Origin of the sequence: Butyricimonas muris (assembly GCF_046365375.1) — a bacterium.
GTDB classification, from domain to species: Bacteria; Bacteroidota; Bacteroidia; order Bacteroidales; family Marinifilaceae; genus Butyricimonas; species Butyricimonas muris.
Map to the genome: position 1 here is coordinate 39629 of NZ_JBKEIT010000017.1, position 13218 is coordinate 52846.

Annotated in this window: 16 protein-coding genes, 4 tRNA genes and 1 pseudogene; 15 read left to right on the plus strand and 6 right to left on the minus strand. The window is 47.2% G+C overall.

What is annotated here, in order from left to right; all coding sequences use genetic code 11:
- Positions 1-89: 89 nt before the first annotated feature.
- Both ACK8P8_RS21480 and ACK8P8_RS21485 read right to left on the minus strand, forming a co-directional pair.
- Positions 90-1322 (minus strand): FimB/Mfa2 family fimbrial subunit, encoded by a 1233-nt coding sequence (locus ACK8P8_RS21480; protein ID WP_410026315.1) that lies wholly within the window; start codon positions 1320-1322, stop codon positions 90-92.
- A 41-nt stretch (positions 1323-1363) separates the two neighbouring features.
- The gene (locus tag ACK8P8_RS21485) at positions 1364-2020 is read right to left on the minus strand and encodes a hypothetical protein (protein ID WP_369860439.1); all 657 of its coding nucleotides are present in this window, start codon (positions 2018-2020) and stop codon (positions 1364-1366) included.
- Between the two features lie 166 nt (positions 2021-2186).
- Between ACK8P8_RS21485 and ACK8P8_RS21490 the strand changes: the two genes are divergently transcribed.
- Both ACK8P8_RS21490 and ACK8P8_RS21495 read left to right on the plus strand, forming a co-directional pair.
- Positions 2187-2333: a hypothetical protein gene (locus ACK8P8_RS21490; RefSeq protein WP_255469500.1), complete on the plus strand. Its 147-nt coding sequence runs from the start codon at positions 2187-2189 to the stop codon at positions 2331-2333.
- The gene (locus tag ACK8P8_RS21495) at positions 2330-2485 is read left to right on the plus strand and encodes a hypothetical protein (protein ID WP_237962011.1); all 156 of its coding nucleotides are present in this window, start codon (positions 2330-2332) and stop codon (positions 2483-2485) included. The genes ACK8P8_RS21490 and ACK8P8_RS21495 overlap by 4 nt, the downstream gene beginning before the upstream one ends.
- Positions 2486-2525: 40 nt before the next feature.
- Here the strand turns inward: ACK8P8_RS21495 and ACK8P8_RS21500 are convergent, their stop codons facing one another.
- Positions 2526-3110 (minus strand): DUF3575 domain-containing protein, encoded by a 585-nt coding sequence (locus ACK8P8_RS21500; protein ID WP_303180719.1) that lies wholly within the window; start codon positions 3108-3110, stop codon positions 2526-2528.
- Positions 3107-3637, minus strand: coding sequence for a hypothetical protein (locus ACK8P8_RS21505; protein WP_186975968.1), 531 nt, complete (start codon positions 3635-3637; stop codon positions 3107-3109). Before ACK8P8_RS21505 ends, ACK8P8_RS21500 begins: the two co-directional genes overlap by 4 nt.
- Positions 3638-4212: 575 nt before the next feature.
- Between ACK8P8_RS21505 and ACK8P8_RS22275 the strand changes: the two are divergent.
- Positions 4213-4892 (plus strand): annotated as a pseudogene (locus ACK8P8_RS22275) (ATP-binding protein); the annotation flags it as partial.
- Positions 4887-5237, plus strand: a complete 351-nt coding sequence (locus tag ACK8P8_RS22280; protein WP_494545990.1) for a DUF4143 domain-containing protein — start codon at positions 4887-4889, stop codon at positions 5235-5237. The pseudogene ACK8P8_RS22275 and the gene ACK8P8_RS22280, both read left to right, overlap by 6 nt.
- Positions 5238-5241: 4 nt before the next feature.
- On the opposite strand, the gene ACK8P8_RS21515 is transcribed toward ACK8P8_RS22280, so the two are convergent.
- Together ACK8P8_RS21515 and rsmI are read right to left on the minus strand one after the other, a co-directional pair.
- Positions 5242-6381 (minus strand): ATP-binding protein, encoded by a 1140-nt coding sequence (locus ACK8P8_RS21515; RefSeq protein ID WP_186975967.1) that lies wholly within the window; start codon positions 6379-6381, stop codon positions 5242-5244.
- 165 nt (positions 6382-6546) lie between these two features.
- Positions 6547-7245: a 16S rRNA (cytidine(1402)-2'-O)-methyltransferase gene (gene rsmI / locus ACK8P8_RS21520; protein ID WP_099291651.1), complete on the minus strand. Its 699-nt coding sequence runs from the start codon at positions 7243-7245 to the stop codon at positions 6547-6549.
- A gap of 271 nt (positions 7246-7516) precedes the next feature.
- Between rsmI and ACK8P8_RS21525 the strand changes: the two genes are divergently transcribed.
- The 11 genes from ACK8P8_RS21525 to ACK8P8_RS21575 all read left to right on the plus strand — a co-directional run bounded on the left by ACK8P8_RS21525 (position 7517) and on the right by ACK8P8_RS21575 (position 13195).
- Positions 7517-7588: transfer RNA gene (locus tag ACK8P8_RS21525), tRNA-Glu, on the plus strand.
- A 28-nt stretch (positions 7589-7616) separates the two neighbouring features.
- Positions 7617-7688: transfer RNA gene (locus tag ACK8P8_RS21530), tRNA-Glu, on the plus strand.
- A gap of 24 nt (positions 7689-7712) precedes the next feature.
- A tRNA-Glu gene (locus tag ACK8P8_RS21535) sits at positions 7713-7784 on the plus strand.
- Positions 7785-7808: 24 nt separating this feature from the next.
- A tRNA-Glu gene (locus ACK8P8_RS21540) sits at positions 7809-7880 on the plus strand.
- A gap of 28 nt (positions 7881-7908) precedes the next feature.
- On the plus strand, positions 7909-8160 hold the full coding sequence (gene rpsT / locus ACK8P8_RS21545) for a 30S ribosomal protein S20 (protein ID WP_099291652.1): 252 nt from the start codon (positions 7909-7911) through the stop codon (positions 8158-8160).
- Between the two features lie 146 nt (positions 8161-8306).
- Positions 8307-9002: a RadC family protein gene (gene radC, locus ACK8P8_RS21550; RefSeq protein ID WP_099291653.1), complete on the plus strand. Its 696-nt coding sequence runs from the start codon at positions 8307-8309 to the stop codon at positions 9000-9002.
- 189 nt (positions 9003-9191) lie between these two features.
- Positions 9192-9761: a nucleotide exchange factor GrpE gene (grpE, locus tag ACK8P8_RS21555; protein ID WP_099291654.1), complete on the plus strand. Its 570-nt coding sequence runs from the start codon at positions 9192-9194 to the stop codon at positions 9759-9761.
- Between the two features lie 17 nt (positions 9762-9778).
- Positions 9779-10927: a molecular chaperone DnaJ gene (gene dnaJ / locus ACK8P8_RS21560; RefSeq protein WP_186975966.1), complete on the plus strand. Its 1149-nt coding sequence runs from the start codon at positions 9779-9781 to the stop codon at positions 10925-10927.
- A gap of 9 nt (positions 10928-10936) precedes the next feature.
- On the plus strand, positions 10937-11881 hold the full coding sequence (locus ACK8P8_RS21565) for a LysR substrate-binding domain-containing protein (RefSeq protein ID WP_099291656.1): 945 nt from the start codon (positions 10937-10939) through the stop codon (positions 11879-11881).
- A 23-nt stretch (positions 11882-11904) separates the two neighbouring features.
- The gene (gene lpcA, locus ACK8P8_RS21570) at positions 11905-12480 is read left to right on the plus strand and encodes a D-sedoheptulose 7-phosphate isomerase (RefSeq protein WP_099291657.1); all 576 of its coding nucleotides are present in this window, start codon (positions 11905-11907) and stop codon (positions 12478-12480) included.
- Positions 12481-12523: 43 nt separating this feature from the next.
- Positions 12524-13195 carry an inorganic pyrophosphatase gene (locus ACK8P8_RS21575; RefSeq protein WP_099291658.1) on the plus strand — a complete coding sequence of 224 codons (672 nt, stop codon included), beginning with the start codon at positions 12524-12526 and terminating at the stop codon, positions 13193-13195.
- The last annotated feature ends 23 nt before the right edge of the window (positions 13196-13218 follow it).

Genomic DNA, 13218 nt, shown 5'->3' on the forward strand with positions numbered 1-13218 from the left:
TGTTTATTTATTTTAGTTTCTATATTTTTGATTCCTTTTATTCTTTTCCTTTCTCTCATTTTCAATTTTCAACTTTCAATTTTCAATTGTTAATTGGCTCCGATGTTTCCTCCCTCTTCCCACCCGGAGGTGTTGGTTTGGAAGATGAGGGTTTGGTCTTTGCCGATTTGTATGGTGAGGTCGAATTCTTGTCGTATGTTGTCTGTGAGCCGTATACCCATTGTCCGGAAATAGGTGCTGAGGTCGACGGGGGTGATGAGTGGCGTGCCGTCACGGGTGAGGTGGACGGTGGGGCGACATTCGTCGGTGAGCCGCAAGGTGGTGAAGTTCGCCTTGACCTTGCCGCCGGCGAAGCCCGCCTGCACGGTGTACGTGCCTTTGCCTGCCTCGTCGTCATGACAGGGAAGGGTATAGTCGCCCCACGGGGAGCCTCCCGTGAAGCGGTAGCCGAGGGGTATGCCCTCGACGCACATGACGGGAGTGCCGTCGCCGCGGGCAATGGCGGGCAGCACCCCGTCCGCCCACTCGACGGTGAGGTTCAGCCGGGCGTGGGCGTGCATCAGCCCCACCCGGAGGCGGGTGACGCCGTGGCGGGGCACGGTGAACGAGGTGTTCCCGTGGTAGAGCCGCCCGACGCAGAGGTGGTGCGGGATGTCGTCGCCGCCGTGGCGGGAGGCGTTGTCCCGCGGTCGGGGATGCAGGTGACTCTCGGGCAGGTGGCTCGTGTCGGGGGTAACGTTCCGGAAGGTGCAACCGTCGGGCAAGGTGTTTGTCCATGTAATGAGGTTGTATTTACCCGGCGGAAGGCGGAACGTTCCCACCCCGGCACGGCATGAGTCACCCGGAAATTCGCCCACCAGCAAGCCGGTGGAGTCGTAAACGAATTGCCGGATGCCCGCCGCGGGAAATTCTCCCGAGGTGATGGATTGCCCGTCACTGCAAGTGTAGTCCACCCACACGTTGTAGGGACAGACAGCCAGTTCGGGGTCGAGGGTGCAGCTGGTGAGGAAAAAAATTAATTTTAGATTTATGATTGACGATTTAAGATTAAAAAACCGATTGATTTTAGATTTATGATTTAGAGTCGCCTTCGGCGAGTTACAGGTTGCAAGTTGCATTTGCCTGCGGCAAGTTGCAGGTTGTTTTACCGGTGTTGGGGACGGTATTCCAGCTCCTCCTCTGTTTATAGAGGAGGTGGCAGTGGAGCTGACGGAGGAGTTTGTTGAGGCGGTAGTGCCACAACTCCCTCCCCCTTCCGGGGTGCTCCCTCTATAAACAGAGGGAGAGCTGGAATACTCTTTCGTCTTCGGTAAACTTTTCATCTCTATTATTCTAAATCTTTCTCATTTTCAACTTTCAATTTTCAATTGTTAATTGTTTTCTCCCACTCCACCACGAACTCCGTGCGTCGCAGGCGGGGGAATATATCTTTGAGCATATCGCGGTAAGGGTCGCCGTTGCGGAGGCGGATGAGGCGTGCTTCCCTGCCGTCGAAGATGTTGCATTCGCGGATGATTTGGAGTACTTCTTCCTTGTAGGGTTTGTCAGATTTGCGCAGAAGCCGGACTGTACCCTCCCAGTCTTCGGCGACGGAGTAGGCACGGAATAAGGTTTGGTCTATCGCGGGGTATGCCCGGCAGAGGTGCTTGAGCACGTTTGCCACCCGCAGGGCGGCGAGGTGCGCGTTGTGGTCGTATTTTCCCTCGGGGGAAGCGTAACCCGTGAGCGTGACGGAACGGATGGTGACAGTGGTATCCGCCAACAAAGGACGCAGTACGCTGTCGATGCGGGACAATTCCTGTCGATTGTCGCCGAAATCGGGCAGGAGGGGTGTCCTCCCGACGGGATAGGCGAGATACATGATTCCCCGGCAAGAATGGTCGGCTAGTGCGTCGAGGGAATCGAGTAATCTTTCTTTCAGCACGATGAATTGCCGGATGGTTTCGCGAGCTTGCCGCAGGCTGTCGGATAGTGCCGCGTGGTCATCGCGCAACACGGTGTACTCGTCGGTGAGCGACACGTCGGGTATGACTGTCTGTACGCCTAGAATTTCGTCGGCGAGACATTCGCTGGTAAGGTAGCGAATGCCGAGAGCTGCATCGCGCATCCACGGGCTATAGGGTACTGTGACGGTATATTGCAGGGCGATGTCATGTCCCCGACGGAAGCGTAGTTCCCGGTAAATTTTGTCGGGAAGCCGGGTGAGTGCTGTTTCCCGGGCGTCGAGCTTTGCCCTGCGCTTGCCGGCGATGATGACGGCGGGAAGGGGATTTTCCTTGCCCTTGCTCGCGAGCAGGGGTATAATGGTGACGGATGCTTTCCTCGACAATTGAAGACCGCGGGTAGTTACCGACAGTTGTACCGTGACGCTGTCGTCGGCGAGCGATACCCGTTCGAGAGTCACGCTTACCCGCGGGTGGAAGAATGCGGTGTCCGGCACGGTGGTGTTCGCGGTGGCGGTTTCGGTAACGTTCGCGAGGAATAAGAATAATATAATATAAGGTATTATTTTCATTTTCTCGTGTTTAGTTGATAAAAAACATGAGTGTCACGGCGGCTTTCGTGGGACCGAAGTAGTCGCGTTTGTAGCGAGCTTTGATATCGGCACAACCGGAACATTGGTATTTGTCGTATCGCAGCCGAATGTAGCCCAGTCCGAATGCCGCCTCCACGCCCCACCGTTTGCCGACAACCCAATGGTAGCCGTAAGTGATACCCGCCCCGAAGAGAGGTCCCCGGTAGTGATAGTTTTTCAAGCTCTTGATAAAGGATACGCCCCCGATATCGAACCGTCCGACGAGAGCATGTACCCCGGCGAAGTGTCCCTCGAAAGTGCGGCAGAACCAATAGCGTAGTTCGGGTTGGAACAGGTAATGGCGCAGGGAGGTGTTGCCCTTGAAATCTACAAGGTTGTAGGCTCCCCAAAGATCCACGGTCAGGCGGGGATGGACGGCGAACTCGATACCGAAGTTTGGCGTCGCGGTGGCGGCATGCAGGAGATTGGTTTTTATCGCCACGTGGCGTTGTGCCTGTGTCGTGGTGACGGTTAGTAATAACAGTAAGCCGATACCTACCCATGTCGTGATATGATGGGACGCGTGTTTTTTCATAGTTCGAGGGTTTTAAGAAAAGGATAGAGAAAGTTAGCAATAACTGATCTGGGATAGTACACCCCAAAAATGGTGAATAACTCGTAGTCGTTTGACAGTTCGCGGGTTCTCTTCCTGTATAGCATTTCGACGACGCGCTCGACATACTCGTCAATAGCGGGGCAGGAGTACAAGGGTTGCAGCGTGTGAGTGATATCGTTGCAGAGAGGGAGTAGCGAACGGAAATACAATTCGCAATAGAAATTATTGAGGTCGGCGAATTGTATTTCCAAGGTTTGTCCCGGATTGAATATTTCCACTTCCCATGCCGTGTTTGCCGGGATGAAAACAAGTTTACCTTTCCCCGCCCGACAACGGTCGAATCCGGGTATAGAAACTATACCGTCTCCGTCCAGAATAATAATCACCAGATTTTTATCTGAAGCCTTTTTTTCTATCCGACAGCTTTTAGGATAAATGTTTGCTGTTAAACACAATCCTCCTGTTCTGTCTTGATATTCAATGTTGCGATCCTCACTTGCACGCATCTTTTCAAGATTGTTTCACGTATTATTAAACGTTCGTTTAATAATATAAAAAAGAGTGTACTAAAATACCATATTATAGCTATACAGGTAATATATGATTTTATATATTTAATGTAATATTATTGAGTTGATATATAATTGATATCAAGAATGTTAGATGTCAAACTCACGCAAAGGTTTGCGTTTTTTTGAATTTATTTAGTCCATTAACAAAAAAAACAATACCTTTGTATCATAAATTCAACGATTTTTGATATATTTTTAATCTCGTTTTTGGTACTCTATGTTTTTGTAAATCTTTACTTTAGGGGAGAGTAAGTTGTCGTTTTCCTATGCCTTTTATTATGCGAGAAGTATTTTGGACGCTGTAAACGAGTGTTTTGTAAAAATCGCCAGTGTGGAGTACGATTTTAATGTAAAAATCGCCATTTGGAAAAAATACCTATCTTTTATGATTATGGAATACAATTATGGAAACGATAAAACGAATACTTGAAGATCGGATTGTAGAATGGATAACGCCCGGTAAGGCTATATTGATTTTTGGCGCTCGACGTGTGGGTAAGACGATTCTCATGCGTAAGTTGGTAGACAATTATCCCGGACGAGCGATGATGCTGAACGGGGAGGATTTTGACACATTGGCTCTGTTGGAAAATCGTACCATAGCGAACTATCGTCATTTGCTGGAAGGAGTAGAATTGCTTGCTATTGATGAGGCACAGAACATTCCTTATATCGGCAATATACTAAAACTGATCGTGGATGAAGTCGATGGTATCCGTGTGTTGGCAAGTGCGTCATCATCATTTGACTTGCTTAATAAGACCGGGGAGCCATTGGTCGGTCGGGGTACACAGTTTTTGCTTACGCCTTTTTCCCAGCGTGAAATAGCGCAGACGGAAACGGCACTGGATACTCGCCGGAATCTGGAGGCACGCTTGATCTACGGTTCGTATCCGGAGGTAGTGATGGCTGGTAGTTTTGAATGCAAGACAGATTACCTGCGTGATATCGTCAGTGCTTATCTGTTGAAGGATATTCTAACTATTGACGGCTTGAAGAATTCTAATAAAATGAGAGAGTTGCTCCGGCTCGTTGCCTTTCAATTGGGTGCGAAGTTTCTTATGAAGAACTGGGAAAACAACTTGGCATGAGCAAGACTACAGTAGAGAAGTATCTCGATCTGCTGGAAAAAGTGTTTGTCGTGTATCGCTTGGGAGCCTATTCCCGCAATTTGCGCAAGGAAGTGACTAAAGCCGGGAAATGGTACTTTTATGACAATGGTATTCGGAATGCTATTATCGGGAATTTTTCGCCTTTGGCTATCCGGCAGGATGCCGGTGCGCTTTGGGAAAATTACTTGATAGGAGAACGACGAAAGAGGAGTTTGAATGACGGAACAGGGAAAGAGTTCTATTTTTGGCGCACTTATGACAAGCAAGAGATAGATTTAATAGAAGTGCACGCCGAGCAACTTACCGCCTTGGAGATCAAGTGGGGAAACAAAATGCCTCCTGTGCCGAAAGCCTTCGGGGAAGCATACCCTCACGCGGAGTATCACGTGGTGAACAGGGATAATTATTTGGAATTCGTGTAAGCGGTTAAATAATTTGTCTTTTCCAGAGTTTATGCAAAAAATCGGTTGCCGGTAAAATTTCTACACCGTTCATGACGCGTGGGGTGCGATCGAGTGACACGACGATTAGGCGCGCCTCGGGATGTTCCTCGCTAAAAGCTTTTAATCCTTTCAAGTGGCGGGATTGTACTTCTTCCGTGGATTTGATTTCAATAGCAATTTTGGCATCTCCCAGTATCGCGTCCACCTCGTAGCCGGATGTCGTGCGCCAATAAGATAGGGTATTGGTATTGTCAGTGTACCCGAGGTAAGCGATGAGTTCTTGAATGATGAGATGTTCAAAAGCATGCCCGAAATCGACGGAGCCGGGAGCTAGTTCATGACGTTTTGTTAGATAATTGACAATCCCCACGTCGAAATAATAGAATTTTGGAGATTGTATTAATCGTCTTTTGATGGCTTTCGCGTATGCCGGAATCATATATCCCAACATGGTTTCGGATAGAATGGAGAAATATTCTTTTATCGTGGGTGCGCTAACACCTGCATCGGTGGCAATGTTGTTATAATTGACAATTTCCCCGTTTGTAAGAGCTGCAATTTCAAGGAAACGGCTGAATGAATTCAAGTTTCTTGTTAGTGCTTCCGCTCGTATCTCTTCTTGTAAATAGTCGCCAATGTATGCTTGTAGGCGTTTATGCGGGTTTTCTATTAAATAATGTCTGGGAAGCATACCGTTGTTGACAGCGCGTATCAGATTGAAGTCGGGGAGTTCCTCGCTAACAAAGGGGTAGAGTACGTTTCGCACGGCACGTCCCCCTAGTAGATTTGCTCCGCTTCGTTTTAGTTTTCGTGCACTTGACCCGCATAATATGAAACGAATGCCCCGATTGGTAATAAGCCAATGCACTTCATCCAATAGTTCCGGAACTTTCTGTACTTCATCTATAATGACTAAGTCCGATTCTCCGGATAACATAAGTTCCTCCCGTAAAAGTGACGGACGACGGTGTAAACGTTCGAATTCATCTGCTTTTAGCAGGTCGTAATATTTTGCTTCGGGAAATAAACTATTTAGCAATGTACTTTTCCCCGTTTGTCGTGCTCCCCATAGGAAAATGCTTTCTGTTTTAGCATCGTCTAGTTTTAAGTATCTTGTTATCATTGTATAGTGCTTTAGAAAATCATGAAAATCTAAAGTACAACTTTAGAAAATCATGAAAATCTAAAGTACAACTTTAGAAAATCATGAAAATCTAAAGCACAACTTTTGATTTTCACAAAACAAAGATATGGAATTTTCTATTTTCTGTGACATTTTCTGTGACATTTATTCGGAATCTTCCTCCGTTTCCTTTTTGGGTTTCCCCTCGACGATGATGACGATTTCGCCTTTTACACCTTTTTCGGTGAAGTGTGTGATCAGTTCTTTGAGAGTACCCCGCTGGAAGTCCTCGAAGAGTTTGCTGATCTCGCGGGCAACACAGGCATGGCGGCTTTCCCCGAAAAATTCAGCCATTTGCTCTAACGCTTTGACAAGGCGGAAAGGGGATTCGTAGAAAATCATCGTACGGTCTTCCTCGGCGAGGGAGATGAGTTTTTTTTGCCGTCCTTTCTTTTGTGGCAGGAATCCCTCGAAGCAGAAACGGTCGCAGGGAAGCCCCGAATTGACGAGGGCGGGCACGAAGGCAGTTGCCCCGGGCAGACATTCGGTTTCTATACCTTGCTCTATACAGGTACGGACGAGCAGGAAGCCGGGATCGGAGATACCGGGTGTGCCCGCGTCACTGATCAAGGCGACGTCCTCTCCGCGGGCGATGCGTTCGGCGATGCGGCTCACTTGCTGGTGCTCGTTGAACTTGTGGTGCGAGAGCAGAGGGGTGTTGATCTCGTAATGCTTGAGCAATTTCGCGGATGTGCGGGTGTCCTCGGCAAGCACGAGAGGTACTTCTTTTAATATACGGAGTGCTCTTAGCGTGATGTCTTCAAGGTTGCCGACGGGGGTAGGGATAAGGTACAGTTTTGCCATATAATTTGAAAATTGAAAGTTGAAAATTGAAAGTGAGGTTTCAAGATTCAACGATTTAATATCCGCAAAGGTAGGAATATATCTATGATTTTATTCATAATTTGACGATATTTCTCTTTTAGAGAGGAGATGCCCGCCGAGTGTTTGGAGTGATTTACAGAGATTTGGGAACGTAAATATCGCTAAAAGCGTGTGTTAGTGAAAAAAAAATAGTGATTTCTTTGGTTGGAATGAAATTTGCCGTATATTTGCAACCGCTAAAGCAAAATATGGTCCGTTCGTCTAGGGGCTAGGACGCAAGATTCTCATTCTTGTAACACGGGTTCGATTCCCGTACGGACTACAAAGCTGATAATAATCGGCTTAGCGATGGTCCGTTCGTCTAGGGGTTAGGACGCAAGATTTTCATTCTTGTAACACGGGTTCGATTCCCGTACGGACTACCGAGAAGGTAGTGGATATTTAATGGTCCGTTCGTCTAGGGGTTAGGACGCAAGATTTTCATTCTTGTAACACGGGTTCGATTCCCGTACGGACTACCGAGAAGGTAGTGGATATTTAATGGTCCGTTCGTCTAGGGGTTAGGACGCAAGATTTTCATTCTTGTAACACGGGTTCGATTCCCGTACGGACTACAAAGTTGAATTAAATTAATTTGTAGAGATGGCAAATCATCAATCATCAGAAAAAAGAATACGGCAGAGCGAGAAGAGAAAATTACATAATCGTTACTACGCTAAAACTGCTAGAAATGCCGTTAGGAAACTACGTGCGTTGACTGAGAAAGAGGCTGCAGCAGATTTGTTACCGAAAGTTTCATCTATGTTAGATAAGCTTGCGAAAAAGAATATTATCCACAAAAACAAAGCTGCAAACTTGAAATCGAAGTTGGCTTTGCACGTGAATAAGCTGTAATTTCAATAGACATAAGATATTAGGGTAATAGGTCTTGAGCTTGTTACCTTTATTTTTTATGTGTCGGGTAATCTTGAGAATTTATTCTTAAGATTTTTTTTTATTTTGAAAAAAATGGTTACATTACCGGCTGTAAAGATAAGGTTATGGCTGGAGAATATATTCCTATTTCCTCGTGGGCGGAGGATGATAAGCCCCGGGAAAAGATGTTGGCGAACGGCGTCGCCACGCTTTCCACAAATGAGTTGCTCGCTATCCTGTTGCGATCGGGAAGCGGCGGGGAGTCTGCTCTTGATCTTGCCCGGCGTATGCTGGCGGATTGCAATAATGACTTGAATACTTTGGCGCGTTTGTCCGTGACGGATTTCATGAACCGTTACAGGGGAGTGGGCATGGCAAAAGCAGCCTCGATTATCGCCGCGGTGGAGATCGGGCGGCGCAGAGCGTTGGCTGCCGCCCGAGAAGAGCCCGTGCTGACGACAAGCCGGGATCTGTATGACTATCTGCAACCGCTTATCGGGGATTTGGATCACGAGGAGTTCTGGGTGGTTACCCTTTCGAGTGCCTGTCGGATAAAGTCATGTGAACGTTTGTTCTCCGGAGGTATGGAAAACACGATTATCGATATCCGGATGGTGTTCCGGAAAGTGTTGGAAGCCAAAGCGTGTTCTATCGTTATCGCACACAACCACCCTAGCGGTAACAATCGTCCGAGTCCGCAGGATATTGCTCTGACGAAAAAGATTCAGGAAGCGGGAAGGTTGTTGGATATCATTCTGCTTGATCATATTATCGTTTGCCCCGATCGATATTATAGTTTCGCGGATAATGGGATGTTGTGAATTTTAGATTTGATGATTTTAGATTTTAGATTGAGGGCGTAAATCACTTAATTGTTATATCTTTGTGGCAGCATATTGTGCCACATTGACACTCGTTTTGTTTGTCAATGTGGCATGTTGACTTGTTGGCAGGGATTTTGCTTGAAAAAAGTAGCTTAATTTGTTTATTCATAAAAAAATATATACGATATGTCAGAAGAGAAGAGAGCGACTCACGAGGAAGAACTGGAGGAGTCACAGAATGTTGAGAATGAGGTAGAAGAAAAGTCTCACAAGAAGAAAGAGGATAAATCTTGCAAAAAGGAAGAGAGTAAATTGGAAGAGTTGGGACAAAAGCTGGCGGAGATGAATGACAAATATCTGCGGTTGTCGGCGGAATTTGATAATTACCGGAAACGTACTTTGAAAGAGAAAATGGAATTGACGAAGAGTGCCGGGGAGCAGATATTGACAAATATTCTGCCTGTGGTGGATAACTTCGAGAGAGCCTTGAAGAGTATGAGCGTGTCAAAGGATGTGGCAGCCTTGAAAGAAGGGGTGGATTTGATCTATGCTAATTTCAAGACGTTCCTAACGCAAAACGGGGTGAAGGAGATCGAGACGGACGGGGTGGATTTCAACACGGATATTCACGAGGCTGTGACCACTATTCCCGCACCGACTCCCGAATTGAAGGGGAAAGTGCTGGATTGTATCGAGAAAGGATATTATTTGAACGATAAGGTGATGCGTTTCGCGAAAGTGGTTGTAGGCGAATAAATTAAGATTGCGTGGTAATGGAAAAGAGAGATTATTATGAAGTGTTGGGCGTGTCTAAAAATGCCGATGCTACTGAAATAAAAAAAGCGTATCGCAAACTGGCATTGAAGTATCATCCGGATAAGAACCCGGGTGACAAGGAGGCAGAGGAGAAGTTCAAGGAGGCAGCCGAGGCGTACGATGTGTTGAGCAATGACGATAAAAGGCGCCGTTACGACCAGTTCGGACACGCCGGGATGGGTGGTGCCGGTGGTTTCGGAGGTGGAGGTATGAGCATGGATGATATCTTCTCTCATTTTGGGGATATCTTTAGTGGAATGGGCGGTTTTGGCGGCTTCAGCGGTTTCGGCGGGGGCGGACGTTCAGCCCGTAGGGTGAACCGGGGTACGAATCTGCGGGTGAAGGTGAAATTGAACCTGCAAGAAGTAGCTACCGGAGTTGAAAAGAAAATTAAAGTGAAAAAATACGTGGCTTGCCAGCATTGTAGCGGCACGGGTGCGAAAGACGGGAAGTCTTTCACTACTTGCTCGACCTGTAACGGTTCGGGACAGGTTACCCGAGTGCAGAATACAATTCTTGGTGCCATGCAGACGACTTCCACCTGTCCCACTTGCGAGGGTGAAGGAAAGATTATCAACGAGAAGTGTACTTATTGTAACGGAGAGGGCGTGTTGTTGTCGGAAGAGGTGATCACGATTAATATTCCGGCAGGGGTGGCAGAAGGGATGCAGCTGTCATTGGGCGGTAAAGGCAATGCTGCCCGTCGCGGAGGTGTGAATGGAGATTTGATTGTGCTGGTGGAAGAAGACGAGCATCCTGATCTGGTAAGGGACGGCAATGATTTGTTGTATAACGTGTTTATCGGTTACCCCGAAGCGGTTTTGGGAGAAACGGTAGAGATTCCGACGATAGAGGGCAAGGTGAAAGTGAAAATAGAGGCAGGAACTCAACCGGGTAAAATATTGCGTTTGCGCGGAAAAGGTTTGCCGGACGTGAACGGGTACGGGAAAGGTGACCTGTTGGCGAAGGTGAACGTGTGGATTCCGAAGAACTTGTCGAAAGACGAGAAAAAGTTAGTGGAGAAAATGAAAGAAACGACCGGATTCAAGCCCGGAAGTAATGACAAGAAAAGCATATTCTCCAAGATGAAGGATTTTTTTGAATAGAACAAATTTATGATTACACTGACACAACTGGAATATATTGTAGCCGTTGACGAGCATCGGCATTTTGCCACGGCAGCGGATAGTTGCTTCGTGACACAGCCGACGCTGAGTATGCAAATCAAAAAGTTGGAAGACGATCTCGGTGTAATCATTTTTGACAGGAGCCGACAACCGGTGGTGCCCACGGATATCGGGGCAAAACTGATCGCTCAGGCACGGACGGTTTTATCGGCGACACAAAGAATAAAAGAAATTATCAACGAGGAAAAACAGGAGGTGGCAGGCTCTTTGAAGATCGGGATTATTCCCACGTTGGCCCCCTACCTGTTACCTATTTTTATAGGGGATTATATCCGCCGTTATCCAGCCGTGAAGGTCGAGGTTGAGGAGTTGGTATCCGAAGAGATTATCAAGCGATTGAAACGGGACACGTTGGACGCGGGTATTTTTGTTACGCCTTTCCATGACGAGAAGATCGTGGAACGCCCCGTCTTTTATGAAGAAATGATGATCTACGCTCACGCCGGTCATGAACTTTTGAAGAAGAAAGACGTAGAAATACAGGATATCGCCACTCCCGATATATGGATGCTGGGTGACGGTCATTGTTTTCGCGATCAAGTGGTGAACTTGTGCGATATGCACGACACGCAGCACAAGAACCTGCCCTTTGATTTCGAGAGCAATTCGTTGGAAACATTGATGAAGATCGTGGATAGGGAAGGCGGTTTTACTTTAATCCCGGAACTGGCATTGTTGTATATGACGGAGGAGAAAAAAAAGCAAGTTCGTTCGTTCACGACCTATAAGCCTTTGCGGGAGGTGAGCGTCATTTATTCGCGCCACTACACGAAGCAGAAGTTGATAGACCTGCTTTGCGAGGATATCAAACAGGTGGTCCCCCCGGGAATGTTGAAGAAGGAAAGAGGGAGGATCGTCGAATGGAAAAAATAAGATAAATGTAATACCCTAAGAAGATGGATAGTATCAAGAAGAGTTTTTTAGAGGCACAGCAGGTGTTGGCTGATTTTGTGGCGGATGACGAGAAGTTGAAACAGGTCGGGTTGGCAGCCGAGATATTATCCCGGATTCTGAAAAGCGGCGGTAAGGTGATTAGCTGCGGTAATGGCGGTTCCATGAGTGACGCCATGCATTTCGCGGAAGAACTTACAGGACGCTTCAGGGGTGACCGCCCGGCATTGCCTGCCGTGGCGATTTCCGACCCGACGCATTTGACGTGTGTAGCGAATGACTTCGGTTTTGATTATGTGTTTTCCCGGTACGTGGAGGCGCACGGGAAAGCGGGAGATGTCCTGCTGGCTATCAGCACGTCCGGTAATTCGGCAAATGTCGTGAATGCCGTGAATACAGCGCATGATCGGGGAATGCTGGTGATCGGGCTGACAGGTAAGGACGGCGGTAAGATGAAGAATTTATGCGATGTGAATATTTGTGTCCCGTGGAATGGTTATTCCGACCGGATACAGGAGATTCATATCAAGATTATTCACATCTTGATAGAACAGATCGAGTTGCATTTGTTCGGTGAATAGATATAAAGGTGTATGACACATATTTTTTTTAAACGAAATAGTTATGGGAAATAAAATTAATGACCCTATCGCCCGATTGATGGGGTTGAGGTACAAGTCACATCCGTGGCATGGGTTGGATATCGGGCCGGATTTTCCGGCAGTGGTGACGGCATTTATTGAGATGGTGCCTACCGATACGGTGAAATACGAGTTGGATAAAGTGAGCGGTTATATCAAGATTGACCGTCCGCAGAAGTATTCAAACGTGGTTCCTGCGTTGTACGGTTTTTTGCCGCAGACTTATTGCGGGGATCTGGTTGCTGACTATTGCATGGAGCAAACCCAGCGGGCGGATATACACGGTGACGGCGACCCGTTGGATATTTGCGTGTTGACAGAGAAAACGATATCCCACGGGGATATTATTGCAGAGGCTCGCCCGATCGGGGGATTCCGTATGTTGGACAAGAACGAGGCTGACGATAAGATTATCGCCGTGTTGAAACATGATGCCACGTATAGTATTTATAACGATATATCCGAGTTGCCACACGTGGTGATCGATCGTTTGAAACACTATTTCCTGACCTACAAGGATCTTCCGGGAGAAGAACGCCGCACGGAAATTACCCACGTGTATAATAAGGAAGAAGCCTACGAGGTGATTCGTAGAAGTGCGGAAGACTACAAAAATCACTTCCAAGGCTTGGAGGATATCTTGAGTCGGGTTTAAACGTGAATTGATTCTGTGATTGT

Bases quoted from the DNA above. Each gene is read 5' to 3' on its own strand.
- ACK8P8_RS21500 (WP_303180719.1), bottom strand. From the start codon at position 3,110: ATGAAAAAACACGCGTCCCATCATATCACGACATGGGTAGGTATCGGC.
- grpE (WP_099291654.1), top strand. From the start codon at position 9,192: ATGTCAGAAGAGAAGAGAGCGACTCACGAGGAAGAACTGGAGGAGTCA.
- radC (WP_099291653.1), top strand. From the start codon at position 8,307: ATGGCTGGAGAATATATTCCTATTTCCTCGTGGGCGGAGGATGATAAG.
- ACK8P8_RS21505 (WP_186975968.1), bottom strand. From the start codon at position 3,637: ATGCGTGCAAGTGAGGATCGCAACATTGAATATCAAGACAGAACAGGA.
- rsmI (WP_099291651.1), bottom strand. From the start codon at position 7,245: ATGGCAAAACTGTACCTTATCCCTACCCCCGTCGGCAACCTTGAAGAC.
- ACK8P8_RS21515 (WP_186975967.1), bottom strand. From the start codon at position 6,381: ATGATAACAAGATACTTAAAACTAGACGATGCTAAAACAGAAAGCATT.
- dnaJ (WP_186975966.1), top strand. From the start codon at position 9,779: ATGGAAAAGAGAGATTATTATGAAGTGTTGGGCGTGTCTAAAAATGCC.
- ACK8P8_RS21480 (WP_410026315.1), bottom strand. From the start codon at position 1,322: ATGAAAAGTTTACCGAAGACGAAAGAGTATTCCAGCTCTCCCTCTGTT.
- ACK8P8_RS21565 (WP_099291656.1), top strand. From the start codon at position 10,937: ATGATTACACTGACACAACTGGAATATATTGTAGCCGTTGACGAGCAT.
- ACK8P8_RS21575 (WP_099291658.1), top strand. From the start codon at position 12,524: ATGGGAAATAAAATTAATGACCCTATCGCCCGATTGATGGGGTTGAGG.
- lpcA (WP_099291657.1), top strand. From the start codon at position 11,905: ATGGATAGTATCAAGAAGAGTTTTTTAGAGGCACAGCAGGTGTTGGCT.
- rpsT (WP_099291652.1), top strand. From the start codon at position 7,909: ATGGCAAATCATCAATCATCAGAAAAAAGAATACGGCAGAGCGAGAAG.